The sequence below is a fragment of the Bradyrhizobium sp. sGM-13 genome (genome assembly GCF_018398875.1).
Classification (GTDB): domain Bacteria; phylum Pseudomonadota; class Alphaproteobacteria; order Rhizobiales; family Xanthobacteraceae; genus Bradyrhizobium.
In genome coordinates this window covers 50,624-65,728 of the sequence record NZ_JAGWDK010000015.1, presented here as the reverse complement: position 1 = coordinate 65,728, position 15,105 = coordinate 50,624, and the positions used below count along the sequence as shown (strand labels likewise).

General features: G+C 62.8%; 15 protein-coding genes. 7 read left to right on the top strand and 8 right to left on the bottom strand.

Annotated features, from left to right (window positions below; genetic code table 11):
- Positions 1 to 51: 51 nt before the first annotated feature.
- Positions 52 to 552: a heme-binding protein gene (locus KJQ96_RS22740; protein ID WP_213288754.1), complete on the top strand. Its 501-nt coding sequence runs from the start codon at positions 52 to 54 to the stop codon at positions 550 to 552.
- An 80-nt stretch (positions 553 to 632) separates the two neighbouring features.
- On the opposite strand, the gene KJQ96_RS22735 is transcribed toward KJQ96_RS22740, so the two are convergent.
- Complete coding sequence (locus tag KJQ96_RS22735) at positions 633 to 1,325, bottom strand: glutathione S-transferase family protein (RefSeq protein ID WP_213288753.1); 693 nt, start codon at positions 1,323 to 1,325, stop codon at positions 633 to 635.
- A 170-nt stretch (positions 1,326 to 1,495) separates the two neighbouring features.
- On the bottom strand, positions 1,496 to 1,747 hold the full coding sequence (locus KJQ96_RS22730; RefSeq protein WP_213288752.1) for a DUF1127 domain-containing protein: 252 nt from the start codon (positions 1,745 to 1,747) through the stop codon (positions 1,496 to 1,498).
- A 132-nt stretch (positions 1,748 to 1,879) separates the two neighbouring features.
- Here KJQ96_RS22730 and KJQ96_RS22725 point away from each other — a divergent pair, with 132 nt between their 5' ends.
- Both KJQ96_RS22725 and KJQ96_RS22720 read left to right on the top strand, forming a co-directional pair.
- Positions 1,880 to 2,803 carry a transcriptional regulator GcvA gene (locus KJQ96_RS22725; RefSeq protein WP_213288751.1) on the top strand — a complete coding sequence of 308 codons (924 nt, stop codon included), beginning with the start codon at positions 1,880 to 1,882 and terminating at the stop codon, positions 2,801 to 2,803.
- A 35-nt stretch (positions 2,804 to 2,838) separates the two neighbouring features.
- Entirely contained in the window at positions 2,839 to 4,149 is a 1,311-nt protein-coding gene (locus tag KJQ96_RS22720) for a tetratricopeptide repeat protein (RefSeq protein ID WP_249734390.1), read from the top strand.
- Positions 4,150 to 4,173: 24 nt separating this feature from the next.
- Here the strand turns inward: KJQ96_RS22720 and KJQ96_RS22715 are convergent, their stop codons facing one another.
- From KJQ96_RS22715 to KJQ96_RS22700, 4 genes are all read right to left on the bottom strand, one after another.
- Positions 4,174 to 5,190, bottom strand: a complete 1,017-nt coding sequence (locus tag KJQ96_RS22715; RefSeq protein WP_213288750.1) for an adenylate/guanylate cyclase domain-containing protein — start codon at positions 5,188 to 5,190, stop codon at positions 4,174 to 4,176.
- Between the two features lie 15 nt (positions 5,191 to 5,205).
- The gene (locus KJQ96_RS22710) at positions 5,206 to 6,666 is read right to left on the bottom strand and encodes a glycerol-3-phosphate dehydrogenase (RefSeq protein WP_213288749.1); all 1,461 of its coding nucleotides are present in this window, start codon (positions 6,664 to 6,666) and stop codon (positions 5,206 to 5,208) included.
- A gap of 93 nt (positions 6,667 to 6,759) precedes the next feature.
- Positions 6,760 to 8,286 (bottom strand): ABC-F family ATP-binding cassette domain-containing protein, encoded by a 1,527-nt coding sequence (locus KJQ96_RS22705; RefSeq protein ID WP_213288748.1) that lies wholly within the window; start codon positions 8,284 to 8,286, stop codon positions 6,760 to 6,762.
- Positions 8,287 to 8,689: 403 nt separating this feature from the next.
- On the bottom strand, positions 8,690 to 11,395 hold the full coding sequence (locus KJQ96_RS22700) for an EAL domain-containing protein (RefSeq protein WP_213288747.1): 2,706 nt from the start codon (positions 11,393 to 11,395) through the stop codon (positions 8,690 to 8,692).
- 258 nt (positions 11,396 to 11,653) lie between these two features.
- Between KJQ96_RS22700 and KJQ96_RS22695 the strand changes: the two genes are divergently transcribed.
- A complete protein-coding gene (locus tag KJQ96_RS22695) occupies positions 11,654 to 12,757 on the top strand; it encodes an NAD(P)/FAD-dependent oxidoreductase (RefSeq protein ID WP_213288850.1) in 1,104 nt (367 codons plus the stop codon).
- 86 nt (positions 12,758 to 12,843) lie between these two features.
- On the opposite strand, the gene KJQ96_RS22690 is transcribed toward KJQ96_RS22695, so the two are convergent.
- A complete protein-coding gene (locus KJQ96_RS22690) occupies positions 12,844 to 13,029 on the bottom strand; it encodes a YdcH family protein (RefSeq protein ID WP_057858669.1) in 186 nt (61 codons plus the stop codon).
- A gap of 237 nt (positions 13,030 to 13,266) precedes the next feature.
- Here KJQ96_RS22690 and KJQ96_RS22685 point away from each other — a divergent pair, with 237 nt between their 5' ends.
- The 3 genes from KJQ96_RS22685 (at position 13,267) to KJQ96_RS22675 (ending at position 14,162) form a co-directional block, all read left to right on the top strand.
- A complete protein-coding gene (locus KJQ96_RS22685; protein WP_028350152.1) occupies positions 13,267 to 13,473 on the top strand; it encodes a YdcH family protein in 207 nt (68 codons plus the stop codon).
- A gap of 202 nt (positions 13,474 to 13,675) precedes the next feature.
- Complete coding sequence (locus KJQ96_RS22680; RefSeq protein ID WP_213288746.1) at positions 13,676 to 13,882, top strand: hypothetical protein; 207 nt, start codon at positions 13,676 to 13,678, stop codon at positions 13,880 to 13,882.
- 28 nt (positions 13,883 to 13,910) lie between these two features.
- Entirely contained in the window at positions 13,911 to 14,162 is a 252-nt protein-coding gene (locus KJQ96_RS22675; protein ID WP_213288745.1) for a hypothetical protein, read from the top strand.
- A 114-nt stretch (positions 14,163 to 14,276) separates the two neighbouring features.
- Here KJQ96_RS22675 and KJQ96_RS22670 read toward each other — a convergent pair whose 3' ends face one another.
- Positions 14,277 to 14,963 carry a GGDEF domain-containing protein gene (locus KJQ96_RS22670; RefSeq protein ID WP_213288744.1) on the bottom strand — a complete coding sequence of 229 codons (687 nt, stop codon included), beginning with the start codon at positions 14,961 to 14,963 and terminating at the stop codon, positions 14,277 to 14,279.
- Between the last annotated feature and the right edge of the window lie 142 nt (positions 14,964 to 15,105).

Here is a 15,105-nt window from a genome sequence, read left to right as displayed (position 1 = left end):
ATTCGCAGAAACTCGGCCGCGGCGCACGATGGGAATGATCGGGAGAGATTGATGACCGTTTGGAATTTGGTGGCAGCGACGGCGATCTCTTGCCTGCTCGCCACCTCGGCCGCCGCCCAGGAAGCCCTCGTCACCTACAAATCGCTGAGCCCCGAGGTGGCGCTCGATCTGGCGCGCGCGACGCTGGCGGATTGCCGCAAGCGCGGCTTTCAGGTGACGGTCGCCGTCGTCGATCGCTTCGGCGTGACGCAAGTACTGCTGCGCGACCGCTTTGCAGGCGCACATACGGTTTCGACCGCTTCGGGCAAGGCATGGACGGCGGTGAGCTTTCGCACCAGCACGGCCGAACTCGTCGCCAACAGCCAGCCCGGAACGATGCAGTCCGGAATCCGCGATCTGCCGGGCGCCGTCATCATCGGCGGCGGGCTGACGGTCGAAGCGGCAGGTTCGCTGGTGGGCGCTGTCGGCGTCTCCGGAGCTCCCGGCGGCGACGCGGACGAAGCCTGCGCCAAAGCAGGCATCGATGCCATACGCGACAAGCTCGACTTCTAGGTCCGCGTTTGCGTCAATTGCGATACCGCTTCAGCCGGAGAACCTGCGCCCCTCAAATCGACAATCGTCGGCCCAAAGCGTCAGGCCGCCGGACGATGGTGATGTACCCACTCCCGCGCATGCTGGATCGGCGCGCGCGGCGGAAGTGAAGCATTGAAGCGAACCACGGTCGGTAGAGCATCCATTCGGTTGTCCCAAGCCGTCACGGCCGGGAATTTCGGCAGCAATTGTTTCCCTTCCGGCGTCAACTCGAAGCCGAACAAGGTAGGTAATAGGAAGTAATCCGCCATGGTGACGGCGTCACCGACAAGGAATGGCCGGCCGTCGGACAGTTCCTTCTCCATTACCTCCAGCGCGCGGGTCGCCTTTGGAAGCGCACGCTGCACGATGAGATCGTTGCCGGGAATCCCGAGTTCCGGGTAGACACCGCGTTCGTGTCCTATGTGATAAATCATCTCCGGATAGAAGTACCAGTTCAGATTGCCGATCCACTGGTTCATCCGCGCGCGTTTGCGCGGATCGTCCGGCGTAAGCTTCGGTCCCGGAAAGACATCGTCCACATAGGCGACGATAGCGTTGGTCTCATAGAGCATGAAGTCGTCGTGCTGCAACGCAGGCACGCGCCCGAATGGATGCCGTCCAAGATGGATCGGCAGATACATCTCGTCTTCGGTGTCGTGGAAGCGGTACTCGATGTTTCGCGCGGTGAGGATCAAGCCCACCACTTTGACGAACGTACTGCGAGGAAATCCAAATAGGGTGACGTTAGACATCGGGCTCTCCAATGCCGCCGCCGGATTCGTGACTTGGCGAGATCATTCATTTCGCCAAAAGCCTCGACGCAGCGAGCGGTCGAAGTGCAGTACTTGGGCGAAATGCCTCAGGTCGTCGGGCGACTGCAATGATGCCAGACGTGCGTAGCTATCGGTAATCGAAACGGGAATCAACGCCAGAACGGTTTTGCGGCTTCCCGAAAGGCCTGTTCCTGGGACACTCCAATGTCCTTGAGAAGGTAATTGTTGAGCTCGGCCAGTTCTCCGAGTTGCCTTCGCTGACGGCTCCGCCCGATCCAGAACTGCAATGTGTGCAGCCCGTCTCCAATCAGTGTTAGCAAGCCTGACTGATAATAGAGCGCTTCGCCTCTGGCGATTTCGCGCGAGGAGATGGCCCAATCTTGTGTGAGTTGCTTTGACATAATGAAGCTCCAAAAGCGCCCTGGCCTCCTTTCGAGCCACGGCAAGAAGCCGGATCAATAGGACCAGCCTAGGCTTGTCCGCAAAGCATCGTTTCTCTATCCTGCCCTAGTTTTTCTCATGAAGGTCAGACCATGCTTCGCCGCCTGCCGCCGCTGAACGCACTCAAAGCCTTCGAAGCCGCGGCTCGGCATGAGAGTTTTACGCGCGCCGCGGAGGAGCTGTGCGTCACACAAGGAGCCGTCAGCCATCAGGTAAAGGGGTTGGAGGCGGAACTCGGCATCAAGCTCTTCAACCGCGAACGCCAGCGACTGGTGATCACCGGCGCAGGCCGCGATTATCTCGGCGTGGTGCGCGATGCGCTCGACCGTATTGCCGTCGGCACCGAGCGCCTGATGCAACGCCAGAGTTCAGGTGTTCTGACCGTCAGCACGTCGCCGGACTTCGCTGCCAAGTGGCTGGTACACAGACTCGGCCGCTTTTCCGAGGCCCACCCCGAAATCGATCTGCGGATTTCGGCAACCATGCACCACGTCGATTTCGCCCGCGAGGACGTCGATCTCGCCGTGCGGCATGGCGACGGCAATTGGCCTGGACACGATGTGATACGGCTATCTCCGGAGCAACTATTCGCCGTCTGCAGTCCCAAGCTCCTTACGGGGCGCCAGCGTCTCGCCCGGCCTTCGGATGTCCTGAAATTTCCGTTGCTTCACCTCGACGATCGCAAGGCGTGGACCAGGTGGCTCGAGGCTGCCGGTGTTGCAGACTCAGAGCCCTCGCAAGGGCCCGTGTTGAACCGCGCCAGCATGGTTATCGATGCCGCGGTCGACGGCCAAGGAATAGCGCTCGCTCGCACCACTCTTGCTGCGTGGGACCTCATCAGCGGGCGTCTTGTTCGGCCGTTCGGGGATGCCAGCCGACTTTCCAGGACATACTGGATCGTCTGCCCGAAAGCCACTTCCGGCCTGCCCAAAATCAAGCTGTTTCAAGATTGGTTGCTGGCCGAAGCAGCGCAAGACCATCGTCGTTTGCAGAAGCTCGGACCAAAGGCGGCGTAGCTGCCGCCACATCCTCGCACGAGGGAATAAGAACAATGAACCGGGACAGGTACGATCTTCCACTGACCACCGCCTCGGATCGCGCCGCGGCGCATTATCGCGACGGCGTCGACTGCATGCTGTCGGCGTGGCATGGTGCCGAGGACGCCTTTGACAAGGCGATTGCGGAAGATCCCGGCTTTGCGCTGGCGCATATCGGCCGCGCCCGGCTGCATCAGCTCAACATGGAGGGTAGCAAGGCGCGTGCGGTCGCGGCGCAAGCCCGCGAACTGGCCGCCGGCGCCACCCCGCGCGAAAAAAGCCATGTCGAGATCATGGCCGCCGTGATCGAGGGCAAGCCGAAGATCGCGGTGACCGGTGCCGAGGCGCATCTCGACGAATATCCGCGCGATGCGCAGGTGCTGTCGATCCTGCTCGGCGCGTTCGGTCTCTACGCGTTCTCGGGCCGTCCCGATCACGACGCGGCCAAGCTCGCGATCTGCGAACGCCACGCACGCCATTATGGCGAGGACTGGTGGTTTGTCAGCTACCTCGGTTGGTCGCACACCGAGGCGGGAAATCTCTCCACCGGCCGGAGCCTGTCCGAGCGCGCGATGGGGCTGCGGTCGGCCAACGCCAACGCGGCGCATGGCCTCTCGCATGCGATGTTCGAGCAAGGCGACATGGAAGCCGGCCGCCGCTTCCTTTCGCAATGGATGCCCGCGCATGACCGCCAGAGCTTTCTGCATGGGCACCTGGCCTGGCATATCGCGTTGACCTTGCTCGACGCCGGCGATCTCGACGGCGCGCTTGCGATCTACGAGCAGCATATCAAGCCGGCGGACCGGCCGTATCCGCCGCTGAACATCTTCACCGACGGCGCCTCGCTGCTGTGGCGGCTTGCGCTGGCCGGCCAGACCGGGCTGGAGGCGCATTGGCGGGATATCGCCGCCTATGGCGAAAAGTACTTTCCGCAAGCCGGCGCGCATTTTGCCGACGTTCATTTTGCGCTGGCTACCGCAATGACCGGCAGCGATGCGCTGGAAACGCGACTGGCGCAGCTCGAAACACGCGCAGCCGACGGCAAGCTGTTGCCGGGGCAGGCTGCCATCGACCTCTGCCGCGGTATCCGGGCGTTTGCGGAAGGCGACAATGCGGAAGCGATCCGCCTGCTCGAACCGGCCCTTGCCGAGTTGACGCGGATCGGCGGCAGCCACGCCCAGCGCGAATTGTGGGAGGACACGCTGATCGTGGCGTACCTTCGCGCCGGTCGCGGCGAAGCAGCCGCGAGCCGCATCTCAGCCCGGCTTGACCGTAGGCCTTCGGCGCGTGACGAGGCCTGGTCGCGGCAGGCGCAGCGAAACTAGGCGAGGTCAAGCAGGTCGCGACGATCAGCCACGTCGTTCGACGGCAAACACCTCGATTGCCGCCGCCCGCCCCCGCAAGCGAACTTCGCCGAGCGCTTCGGCGGTGAAGGCCGGCTTCAGCTTCATGTGGCGCAGCAGGTCGGAAGACACCAGCAAGTTCCGGCCAACTTCCTTGCAGTGCTCCTGCAGCCGCGCCGTCACGTTCACGGTATCGCCGAAATAGGCAAGCTGGCGGCGTGAGCTGCCGCACTCGCTGATCACCACATAACCGGCATGCAGGCCGGCGCGGAAGCTCGGCACTATGCCGAACTCCTGCCTGTAGGCGTCCGCTTTGTCAGCGATGCTGTCGGCAATCGCGAAGAAGCAGTCGATGCAGCGGCCCGCCGACATCCTCTCATCGAGCGGCCACGTCACAATGACTTCATCGCCGACATAGGCGTGAACCTCGCCGCCATGCGCGACGATCGCACCATCGATGTCGAAGAAGAAGCGGGTGAGCAGGCCCTGCACGCGCAATTCGCCCATCGTCTCGGCGAGCGAGGTCGAACCTGCGAGATCGAGAAACATCAGCACGCGCGCTTCCCGCACCGGGCTTCGGTATCGCCCGAGCGCTACGTTGAACAGCACGCGGCTGCCGACCAGGCGCGTCAGCTCGAAGGCTGACCCAATAAGCATGGAGCCTACGAAGCCGATCGCAACGATCAGAGGAAATTGTTCAATCAGCCACTTCGTCTCGATCCATTCGCCATAGAGCGCCGCCTGTAGGATCAGCGCGGCACTCGCAACGACGATGGCCATGGCCGCGGAGCGCACCGCCAGATCCGCCAGCAGCGGCCATTTGCTGACCCATTCGTTGCGTCGCGACGTGAAGTAGAGATGAACGCCCCGTCCGGCCAGCGTCATGCCCATTCCGTGGAAGCTGCTCCGGAGATAGTTTGGCAACGTAGCTTCGATCGGATCATTGACGAGGTAGCGGTAGGCCAGTCCTGCGATTAGGCCACCTATTGCCAGGAAGAATGTTGGCAAGATCGCGTACCGCATATCCGATCCATTTCCTCACATGGCCGCCGCCATGAACGCCGCCAGCGCGTCGCGGTCCTCCGGCAGCATGGTGAGGCCAAGCTTCGAGCGTCGCCACAAGACATCGTCCGGAAAACGCGCCCATTCCCGCTGCATAAGATAGCGGACCTCTGCGCCCGTCAATTCCGGTCCGAAAGCAAGGCCGAGGTCGCCGCGCTCCTTGGCGTCGCCCAGGATCGCCTTGACGTTCGAGCCGTAGGCCGCGACCAGGCGCCGCGCTTGATCCTCGCCGAGAAATCGCCAGCGCTCGCGCACTTCGTCGACTTCGTCGTCGAAGCGGTCCCAGGTAAAATCACCGCCGGGCAGCGGCGCCGTCGCGGTCCAGCGCGGCGACATCGGATAGAACGGCGTCAGCTTCGAGACCGCTTGCTCTGCGCGCAGCCGCGACGTCGTGACGTCGCCGCCGAACACCGTGAGCAGCGGCGCTCTTCCGCGGCCGTGGTCGAGCGTCATCGCCCCGTCGCGTCCGCTCGCGGCGTTCCGCACCATGTTGGCCCCGGAAAGCGTACGCACCACATCGACCGTCTCGATCCGCTCGCGGAAATAGCGGTTCGCCGCATCGCAGAGATAGGCGACGTCACCGGCCGCCATCGCAACGATGGCGGGATCGCCCTTGAAAGCATGGTTGGCGGTGCCGATCAGGGTAAAATCGCGCTCATAGGGGCTGGCGAAAATCAGCCGTCCATCGCGGTTCTGGAATACATAGATATTGTCGCTATCGAACAGACGACGGACCACGATCTGGTCCATCTGCTCGGCGGCAACCTTCGGCGGCGGCACGCGCAACACCGTCTCGGCGACGGACGACGTCCAGGCGCCGCTGGCGTTGACGATCGCCCTTGCCGTGATCACCTGGCGAAAGCCGCGATCGATCGTCACCAGCCGCCATTCCTTGCCCCGTTCGGCCCGGGTGCAGCGCGCGCCGGTGCGAATCACCGCGCCGCGGGCCGCGGCATCGACGGCCGTGAGCACCACCAGCCGGGAATCGTCCACGACACAGTCGGAATACTCAAAGGCGGTGCCGAACGGCCGCTTCAGCGCGTTGCCGATCGGATGATGCGTGACGTCGACAGTCGCCGAGGCCGGCAGACCGCTGCGCGAGGCCAGCCGGTCGTACAACAGAAGCCATGAACGCAACTGCCAGTCCGGGCGTTCATCCGAATGGGCGGGAATCGCAAAGCGCTTCGGGCGCACCAGATGCGGCGCGATCCTGAGCCAGATATCGCGCTCGGCGAGCGCCGTCCGAACCCGCAAGAAGTGCCGGCGCTCCAGGCTTGCCAGATCGCCGTGAATCAGCCGCGGCGAGGCCGACGAGGCACCCGCGGCGAGATCGCCCTGCTCCAGCAGGATGACGCGCAGGCCGCGGCCGGCGGCGTCCCGCGCGATGCTGACGCCGTTCAACCCGCCGCCAATGATCGCGAGATCGTAGTCCGCCATACGCTATGGGTGACTGGAGAGAAGCCGATTTCACTACACTCGGTCATGATGGCCAAAAATAGATGCCGCTCCTGGAAATGAATCAAGCGCCGCTCAGCCGGTTGCGCCGATCGATACGAAGAAGCGCTCCGGTCCCTCCAGTTCCACCAGCTTCTTTTTTTCGATCAGCCAAAACCGGTTTCCTACCGCGCGCATGAAGTTGCGATCATGTGAAACCAGCAAGCAGCTTGCCTGATGCTCCAGCAATTCGTCTTCCAGCGCCTCCTGCCCCTCAATGTCCAGGTGATTGGTTGGCTCATCGAGCAGATAGAAGTTTGGCTGGGCAAGCCGCAGCAAGAGCATCCCGAGACGCGCCTTCTGTCCGCCGGAAAGCCGGCCGATCGGACGGCTCTGCATCGCAACCGACAGGCCTGCGCCGGCGAGCAATGCGCGTGCCCGCTGATCACCAACGTCAAATCGGCTGACGATCGTGCGCATCGGCGTGTCTGCATCGGCAAGATCGGCAAGATCCTGGCCGCAATAGCCGAGAGCAAGCGACTGCGTAACCTTGATACCGGCCTGCATAGCTTCCGGGTTTTCGATCGCCTGACGCAGCATCGCGACAAGCCGGGTCTTGCCCGCCCCGTTCGATCCCAAGAGCACGATCCGGTCTCCCTTGCAGACGAACTGCTTGCCGGTCTTGAACAGCAACCTGCCGTCCGGGGCGGCGACGGCGGCATCGTCCAGCGCAATCAAAAGCTTGGCATGCGTTCCGCGATTGGCCAGCTTGATCGTCCCTGCAGATCGCTCCAGGTGCGCGGGCTTTGCTGAATCTTCCAGCTCTTCGGCCCGCTGCTTCAGTTGCTTCGTCTTTTGCAACAGGAGGTCGCTACCGGAATTGACCCCGATATTGTTGAGCTTTGCAGCGCGCTGGCGAAGCTGCTGGGCCGCCTTTACGTCACGTTGGTAGCGCCGCTCATCCGATGCATCCACCTCGCTGAGCGCGGCGCGGGCCCGAGTATAGGGCAACGAAAATATTTGTGACTGCTCGGGTCGCAAGAATACCGTGCGGTTCGTGGTCGCGTCGAGAAAGGCACGGTCATGGCTCGCTATCACGAACGGCAAGTCGCGCGGCAGCGCGTTCAGCCAATTTTCAAGCTGACGGATTCGGGCGAGGTCCAGATGGTTGGTTGGCTCGTCGAGCAACAACACGTCGACCTCGGTCACTACGACGCGGGCAAGCAAGGCAAGCCGCTGCCAGCCGCCGCTCAGTTGCTTCAGCGGCCTCCGCCGCAGCGCCTCAGGCACCTCCAGCGACTCCAGGGCCATTTCGACTCGCCAGCTTTCGCTTGCCCGTCGGTCGACGGGCAGCGCCTCAAGCACCGCCGCATCAAACGGCGTATCCATCAGCATGGACGGCACCTCCTGCTCGACATACCCGATGGTCAGTCCTCGCGATCTGGTGACCTCGCCTTCCCCTGGCTCCATCAGGCCGGCAATACAGCGCAGCAGCGTGGATTTGCCGCGGCCATTGGCTGCGACGAGCCCGATACGGTCACCGGCATTAACGACAAGGTTCAGTCGGGAAAACAGCGGAGCATTCAGCGTCACGCCGAGATTGCGGATATTGATGACGGTCATGATCTATCCCTGGTCTTGCCGGCGATCACGACGTCCGGGGCATGCAGCCATCATCGGATGTTGGTGTCGGAGCGCGGCGAGTTACCGAAAATGCAAGCGCGAGCGAGCAGACGTTCGACGCCGCATTGCGACGGGGCAGACCAGGAAGAGATTTGCGAAAGGTCTCTGGTCAGCCCTGCAAACGCATTTGCAGGGCGTTGACGGGGCCACGCTGGCGATAGTGCCGGAAAAATGTCGTCACCGCGCAGCCCTCCTTTCTCGATCAGATAGGCTGCAAAAATAGCCAGGGCCGCAATGGAAGGCAAGCCAGGGCGCGGTCGAAGCTCACATCCGAACAGCCCGCGAGGTCACGCAGCCGTTGGCATGATCGGTCGTGAGAGCAGGATGAGGCAGCTTCGCGAAATCAGGCGCTGGCGAGCTTGCGTGCAGTCTCGACGGGATTTGCGGCACTGCGGCCGACCAGCCCGGCGTAGTGCCCGATAGGCTGGGGCTTGCCGAGGAAATAGCCCTGCACCGCGTCGCAGCCCTCGTCGGCGAGGAAGCCGAGCTGTTCCTGGGTCTCCACGCCTTCGGCAACAATCGACATTTCGAGGCCGTGGCCGAGATCGATGACGGCGCGCACGATCGCCGCCGATTGCGGATTGCGCCCGAGATTCATGACGAAGGCGCGGTCGATCTTGATCTTGTCGAACGGGAAGGCCTGCAGATAGCTCAGCGAGGAATAGCCGGAACCGAAATCGTCCATCGAGATGCGCACGCCGAGCGCCTTCAGCCGCCGCAGCAGTGCCAGACCGCGGTCAAAATCCTCGATCAGCACGCCTTCGGTGATTTCGAGCTCGAGCCGGTCGGGCGCGAGGCCAGTCTCGAGCAGGATCGAATGCACCAAGCTGACCAAATCGCCATGCATGAATTGCGCTGGCGACAGGTTGACGGCGATCTGCATCGGCACCGGCCAGGAGGCAGCCTCCCGGCAGGCTTCGCGCAGGATCCAGACGCCCATTTCGACGATCAGGCCGCTTTCTTCGGCAAGTGGAATGAAATCGCCTGGTGACACGAAGCCGCGCACCGGATGTATCCAGCGCGCCAGCGCCTCGAAGCCGATGACCTTGCTGTCAGCGATCGTCGAGCCCGCCGCGGCCTGCGGCTGGTAGTACAGCGACAATTCCCCGTTCCTGATCGCCATCGAGAGATCCTGGTGCAGCACGCGGCGGTCGCGGATCTGCTGGTCCATCTCCGGTTCGAAAATGCTGATCGAGCCACGCGACTTCTGCTTGGCGCGGAACAGCGCCGCGCCGGAATTGGCCAGCAGCGAAGCCGCATCCGAACCATTATGCGGAAATACCGAGATGCCGGTCGTCACCCCGGTCCGCACCGACTTGCCGTCGATCACGAACTCGTCGGACATCGTCTGCGCGAGTTTTTCGGCAAGTGCCTTGCCCGCCTCCGGCTGTTTGCCGTCGATGATCAGACCGAACTCGTCGCCGGAGAGCCGGGCCACCACGCCACCCCGGGCGCAGGCCTGGATGCGGCCCCCAACCTCGATCAGGAGCTTGTCGCCCGTCGCGTGGCCGAACACATCGTTGATTTCCTTCAAGCCGTCGAGGTCGACGCACAGCACCGCGAATTCCTCGTCCGTGCCGGCACAGGCCTCGATCATCTGGGCCAGCGCCTGCAGGAAGGCGGCGCGGTTCGGCAGATCCGTCAGGCCGTCATGGTAGGCCATGTGCGCCATCCGCGACTCGGTCTGGCGGCGATCGGTGACGTCCTCATGGGTCTTAATCAGATATTGCGGCTCGCCGGCCTCGTCGAGCACCGTCATGCGGCGGGTCAGGAACAGCCGCAGCCCGTCCTTGGTGGATATCGGGTGCTCCTCGGTGAGCAGGCCGCGCTTCTTGATCGCGGCCTCGTCGCGCGCGATGATCAGCTTGGCTTCGCGCGGATTGAAGATGTCGGTAGCGGTCAGGCCGGTGGCATCCTCGCGGCGGCGATTGAGAATGGTTTCGGCGCTGCGGTTGGCGAGCAGGTAGCGCCCATCGCTGACGCGCTCCACGATCAGTGATACCGGGATGTTGTCGACCACCAGCTCGAGGAATTTCTTGGTGTTTTCGAGTTCGCGCGACAGTGACCGGCGGTCGGTGACGTCGTCGAACAGCGCGATCAGGAATTCCGGCTTGTTGTTCTCGTTGCGCGCAACCACGCGGTTGGAGGAGAGAACGCGTCTGTTATCGCCCCGTTCGACGACGTATTCGCTGCGCTGGTAACCTTCCGGCGCGTTCAGCGCCGCCTGGTCCGCCGCCTCGATGCTCTTTGCGGTTTCGGGCGTGAAGATCTCGTCGGCGCGCTTGCCGATGATGTGATCGCGGGAGAAGCGCGAGAATCGCTCGAACGCACGGTTGGCGAAGATATAGCGGCCGTCCTCGATGTTCTTGGCGGCGACACAGACCGGAACGTTGTCGAGCACCGATTCCAGAAACTTGGTGGTCGATGCCAGCTTGCGCGACAACTGGCGCTGCTCGGTGCAATCCTCATGCGTTCCGATCGTCCCGCCATTGGGCAGGCGGAAGATCTTCGACAACACCGATCGGCCGTTCGGCAGTTCGGTGACGACACCTTCCGGGCGGCGTGCAAGGTTGCCGAACTCTTCGACGGTGAGATTGAGCAGTCCCCGCTCGCGCCGCAGTTCGAGCAGTTCGCGGCCGGTCATGCTGCTCGAAATCTCAGTGCGGCTCAGCCCGTACATTTCGAGGAAACGGTCGTTGCAGAAGACCACGCGGTTTTGCGCGTTGGTCATCATCACGCCCTGGTTGAGATTGTTGAGCGCCGAACTGATGAACGCGCTGCGCTGCAATTGCGCGCGCTTCGCCCCGCGCAGCGCCGACAAAATCCAGATGCCAATCGCGGCCAGGAAGGAGGCGACGACGATCCCGCCGATCAGGAGCTCCCAGACCATGGTGGAATCGAATTCCCCGATATAGCTCGCCGCCGCATAGCCGCTGGAGGATGCGGCCCCCCACGCCGGCCCGCACGGCGCAGCAATGGCGAGCAGACAGACGAAGGCCTGCGCCGGAATCGAATTCTTCCGTCCTGCCTGCCGGTTGCTGTCAGCCATTACCCACCCGAGGTTTGCGGGGGGAGTGTCTGGCTTGACGGGTTTGGATCGGGTAAACGACTACCCGCACAATTCTAAAATATGACCCAAATTACGGCAATTGGCCCGACATGATTAATGCTTCGCTAACGGGACTGCGTTTACTGCGTATGTCGAGGCAAACCAACGGGTTGTTCGACAGCCCCACCGAACGCAACGATGATTGCCGATCGTGGCATGCGCCGATTCCTGCGCCAGATTTCCGGGCCTGAAGCTGACATGGACAAGGTCGATTGCGTCATCATTGGAGCGGGGGTGATCGGGCTCGCGATCGCTCGGCGCCTGGCCCAGGCGGGCCGCGAAGTAATCGTGCTCGAGGCCGCCGAAGGCATCGGTACCGTCACCTCCTCGCGCAACAGCGAGGTGATTCATGCGGGCATCTATTACCGTGCCGGCAGCCTGATGGCGCAGATGTGCGTCAGCGGCAAGCGCGCGCTCTACCGGTATTGCAGCGACCACGGCATTCCGCACCGCAATTGCGGCAAGCTGATCGTGGCGACGACGCCGAAGGAAACCGAGAAGCTGCAATCGATCCGCGCGCATGCCGAGGCCAATGGCGTCGACGACATGCAATTGCTGACGGGCGAAGCGGCGCGCGAATTGGAGCCGGCGTTGAATTGCAACGCGGCGCTGTTGTCACCGTCCACCGGCATCATCGACAGCCACGCCTACATGCTAGCGCTGCGGGGCGATGCGGAAGAAGCCGGCGCGGCTTTCGCATTCCACACCCCGCTGCTGCACGCGCGAACCAACGCCGGTCGTATCGAAATCGAAGCCGGCGGCGATGCGCCGATGACCCTTGCGTGCAACCTGCTCGTCAATTCGGCCGGATTGGGCGCGCCCACGGTGGCGCGCAGTATCGATGGCATGCCGATCGAAATGATTCCCTGTGCTTATCTCGCCAAGGGCAATTATTTTAGCTGCAGTGCGCGGGCTCCATTTTCGCGCCTGATCTATCCGGTGCCGGAGCCCGGTGGGCTGGGCGTGCACCTCACGCTCGACATGGCCGGACAGGCCCGGTTCGGCCCCGACGTCGAATGGGTCGAGAGCATCGACTATGCGGTGGACCCTGCCCGCGCCGAACGATTCTATCCCGCGATCCGGCGCTATTGGCCGACGCTGCCGGACGGCGCGCTGATGCCAAGCTATTCCGGAATCCGGCCGAAAATCGTGCCGCCGGCCGTCGCGACGCAGGATTTTCTCATCCAGGGTCCTGCCGATCACGGCATTGCCGGACTGATCAACCTGTTCGGCATCGAATCGCCAGGACTGACGTCATCGCTCGCGATCGCCGATCACGTCGGCGCGCTGGCGGAGCTGTGACGGAGGCCGAAGCATCACCGACACGCGGACGAGCGCATCGGCGCCCATCCGGCCGTGTGGGGATTTTCGATACCTTGCTGGACTACTTAGTGGAGGGTTTCGTCGGCGGTTTGCTTCAACCGCTCGATCTGATCCTTGACCATCAACTTGCGGCGCTTCAACTCGACAATTTGCAGGTCGTCTGTGGAAAGGTGCACGAGCGCTTCGTGCAATTCATTCTCGAGAATCTTGTGCTTACGTTCAAGCTCAACAAGATGCGCCTGTAGTGCCATACGAAATCTCCTCGGTGGGTGAAACCTCAGATTCGATCCGGACGCGCGAGTGTACACCAGCCGCCGAATCTGTCGATGGGTATCCAGAATCGGGACTCTCATATTTTTCGGGCTTATCTGTAACCAATCGTGACTATGGAACCCGATCCGCTTGCAGAGCGGCCTCGCAGGGACGATATTCACCGTCATCCGAAGAATCCGTTCGCAACCTGATCGCGCTTTCAGCTAACGTACACCATGACCGACGATGATGAGCGCGAGCTTGAAACCGAGCTCGCCAGGCTGCAGCAGGAGCATCGCGATCTCGATGCGGCGATCGACGCGCTGCATCAGTCGCCGGCGCCGGACTTGTTGCGGCTGCAGCGGCTGAAGAAACGCAAGCTGCAGTTGCGCGACCGCATCGCCTTCATCGAAGACCAGATCACGCCTGACATCATCGCCTGATCGTTGCGCTTGACGCGCTCCGCTGGTTCGGCGCGCAAACCAGTCCGCCGTCGCAGATTCTTTTCCCCGACATCCACACGCCGCGGCACGATGGCTTGCCGGGCGGCCGGCAAAAAAGGGCCTCCGGCTGGCGGATGCGGCTTGACTCGACTAGAACAAACAGAGAACATGCCTTCCTGCCGCCAGCCTCGGGAGTCCAGCCATGTCCACCACGCCGCCCCTGTCCGACAACAACCGTTACGAGCAGGCCTGCGATCAGGCGATCGCGATGTGCGACGGCAATCTGCGCTCGACCATCAAGGCGCTGATCATGGCGAACGAGTATCTGGAAATCGAACTGGAGGAACTGCAGGCCGCGATAGCGGCCGGCTGTGTGCCGGCCAAACGTGCGAGTAGCAACGCGGCCTGATCTGGAACGATCACACTGGAGCGATACAATGGCCGATGTCACCTATTACGTCGCAATGCCATTTCTGCAGGACGATAGCGGCTCGCCGGTAGCGGGCGCCGCGGAAGAATGTCAGAGCCCGACCATCGCGTTGCGGCGCGCCGAGACGATGTCGCGGATGGCCGGCAGCATCGGCGCCGTTGCCTTCAGCCGCAGCGGCGATCCCATGATGGGTGAATTCGGTGATGCGAAACTGCTGCGCAAGTTCGGCAACGTGCCGGACGATCTCAGCGGGCTTTAATTAGATCGTTGATCGGAATTTGTGGGGTGGCAAAGCGCAAGCGTGCCCACCAGCTTTCTTCCATGCTCGTCCGCTGGTGGGCGCGGCGCGAAGCGCGCCTTTGATTTGCCCACGCTACGCCTTCGCCTCATGCCGCCGCAACGCCTTGCGCACATACATTGCGCTGTCGGCCGCTTCCAGCGCACGGCCGGCTTCGGAGTGGGTATCGAGCACCGAGACGCCCGCGGAGGCGCCCGCGGTAATGGTGCGGCCATCGAACACGAAACTGAGGCGATCGATCGCCTCCTCCAGCGCGGCCGCCTTGGCCCTGGCGTCGGTCTCGCTGAGATTCCACAACAGCAGCGCAAACTCGTCGCCGCCGAGCCGGCCCACCACGTCGGAGGCGCGCACCTGCGCCAGCAGCGCCGCGACGATAGCCTTGAGCACCTGGTCGCCCGCGGCATGTCCGAAGGCATCGTTGATCGGCTTCAGCCGATCGACGTCGAGCACGACCAGGGCACCGCTGGCGCGATAGCGTTTTATGTAGGCGATCGCGCGATTGAGCTCGCGCTCGAAACCGCGCCGGTTCGGGATGCCCAACAGGAAATCAGTATCGGCGGAGGCCTGAAGTTCCTCGATCTGCGCCTGAGTCCGGGCGAGCTCCGCTTTCAGCCGGCGAATCGTCGCCTTAGTTTCGTTGGAAGCTGCCGGCGGCCGAGATGCTGGTGGCGGCGATCGCCGCGGTGCTGATTTTCGCCCGGAAGCCGCGTTTTTAGGGCGTTTTCCGGCCCTGGAGGCGGTCGCCCTGGTTTTCTTCTTCATGGCCTTCCCTGTGCAGGCACGCTTATGAAGGCTTGCCGGGATTCACCAAGACAGGATAGTCCATTCCTGATCCCTTGCCACGCCTTGGATGAGCCCCGGGCCGACCTTATAATCGGCCTATGTTTATGGATTCCCGAACAGA

Bases quoted from the DNA above. Each gene is read 5' to 3' on its own strand.
- KJQ96_RS22740 (WP_213288754.1), top strand. From the start codon at position 52: ATGACCGTTTGGAATTTGGTGGCAGCGACGGCGATCTCTTGCCTGCTC.
- KJQ96_RS22735 (WP_213288753.1), bottom strand. From the start codon at position 1,325: ATGTCTAACGTCACCCTATTTGGATTTCCTCGCAGTACGTTCGTCAAA.
- KJQ96_RS22730 (WP_213288752.1), bottom strand. From the start codon at position 1,747: ATGTCAAAGCAACTCACACAAGATTGGGCCATCTCCTCGCGCGAAATC.
- KJQ96_RS22725 (WP_213288751.1), top strand. From the start codon at position 1,880: ATGCTTCGCCGCCTGCCGCCGCTGAACGCACTCAAAGCCTTCGAAGCC.
- KJQ96_RS22720 (WP_249734390.1), top strand. From the start codon at position 2,839: ATGAACCGGGACAGGTACGATCTTCCACTGACCACCGCCTCGGATCGC.
- KJQ96_RS22715 (WP_213288750.1), bottom strand. From the start codon at position 5,190: ATGCGGTACGCGATCTTGCCAACATTCTTCCTGGCAATAGGTGGCCTA.
- KJQ96_RS22710 (WP_213288749.1), bottom strand. From the start codon at position 6,666: ATGGCGGACTACGATCTCGCGATCATTGGCGGCGGGTTGAACGGCGTC.
- KJQ96_RS22705 (WP_213288748.1), bottom strand. From the start codon at position 8,286: ATGACCGTCATCAATATCCGCAATCTCGGCGTGACGCTGAATGCTCCG.
- KJQ96_RS22700 (WP_213288747.1), bottom strand. From the start codon at position 11,395: ATGGCTGACAGCAACCGGCAGGCAGGACGGAAGAATTCGATTCCGGCG.
- KJQ96_RS22695 (WP_213288850.1), top strand. From the start codon at position 11,654: ATGGACAAGGTCGATTGCGTCATCATTGGAGCGGGGGTGATCGGGCTC.
- KJQ96_RS22690 (WP_057858669.1), bottom strand. From the start codon at position 13,029: ATGGCACTACAGGCGCATCTTGTTGAGCTTGAACGTAAGCACAAGATT.
- KJQ96_RS22685 (WP_028350152.1), top strand. From the start codon at position 13,267: ATGACCGACGATGATGAGCGCGAGCTTGAAACCGAGCTCGCCAGGCTG.
- KJQ96_RS22680 (WP_213288746.1), top strand. From the start codon at position 13,676: ATGTCCACCACGCCGCCCCTGTCCGACAACAACCGTTACGAGCAGGCC.
- KJQ96_RS22675 (WP_213288745.1), top strand. From the start codon at position 13,911: ATGGCCGATGTCACCTATTACGTCGCAATGCCATTTCTGCAGGACGAT.
- KJQ96_RS22670 (WP_213288744.1), bottom strand. From the start codon at position 14,963: ATGAAGAAGAAAACCAGGGCGACCGCCTCCAGGGCCGGAAAACGCCCT.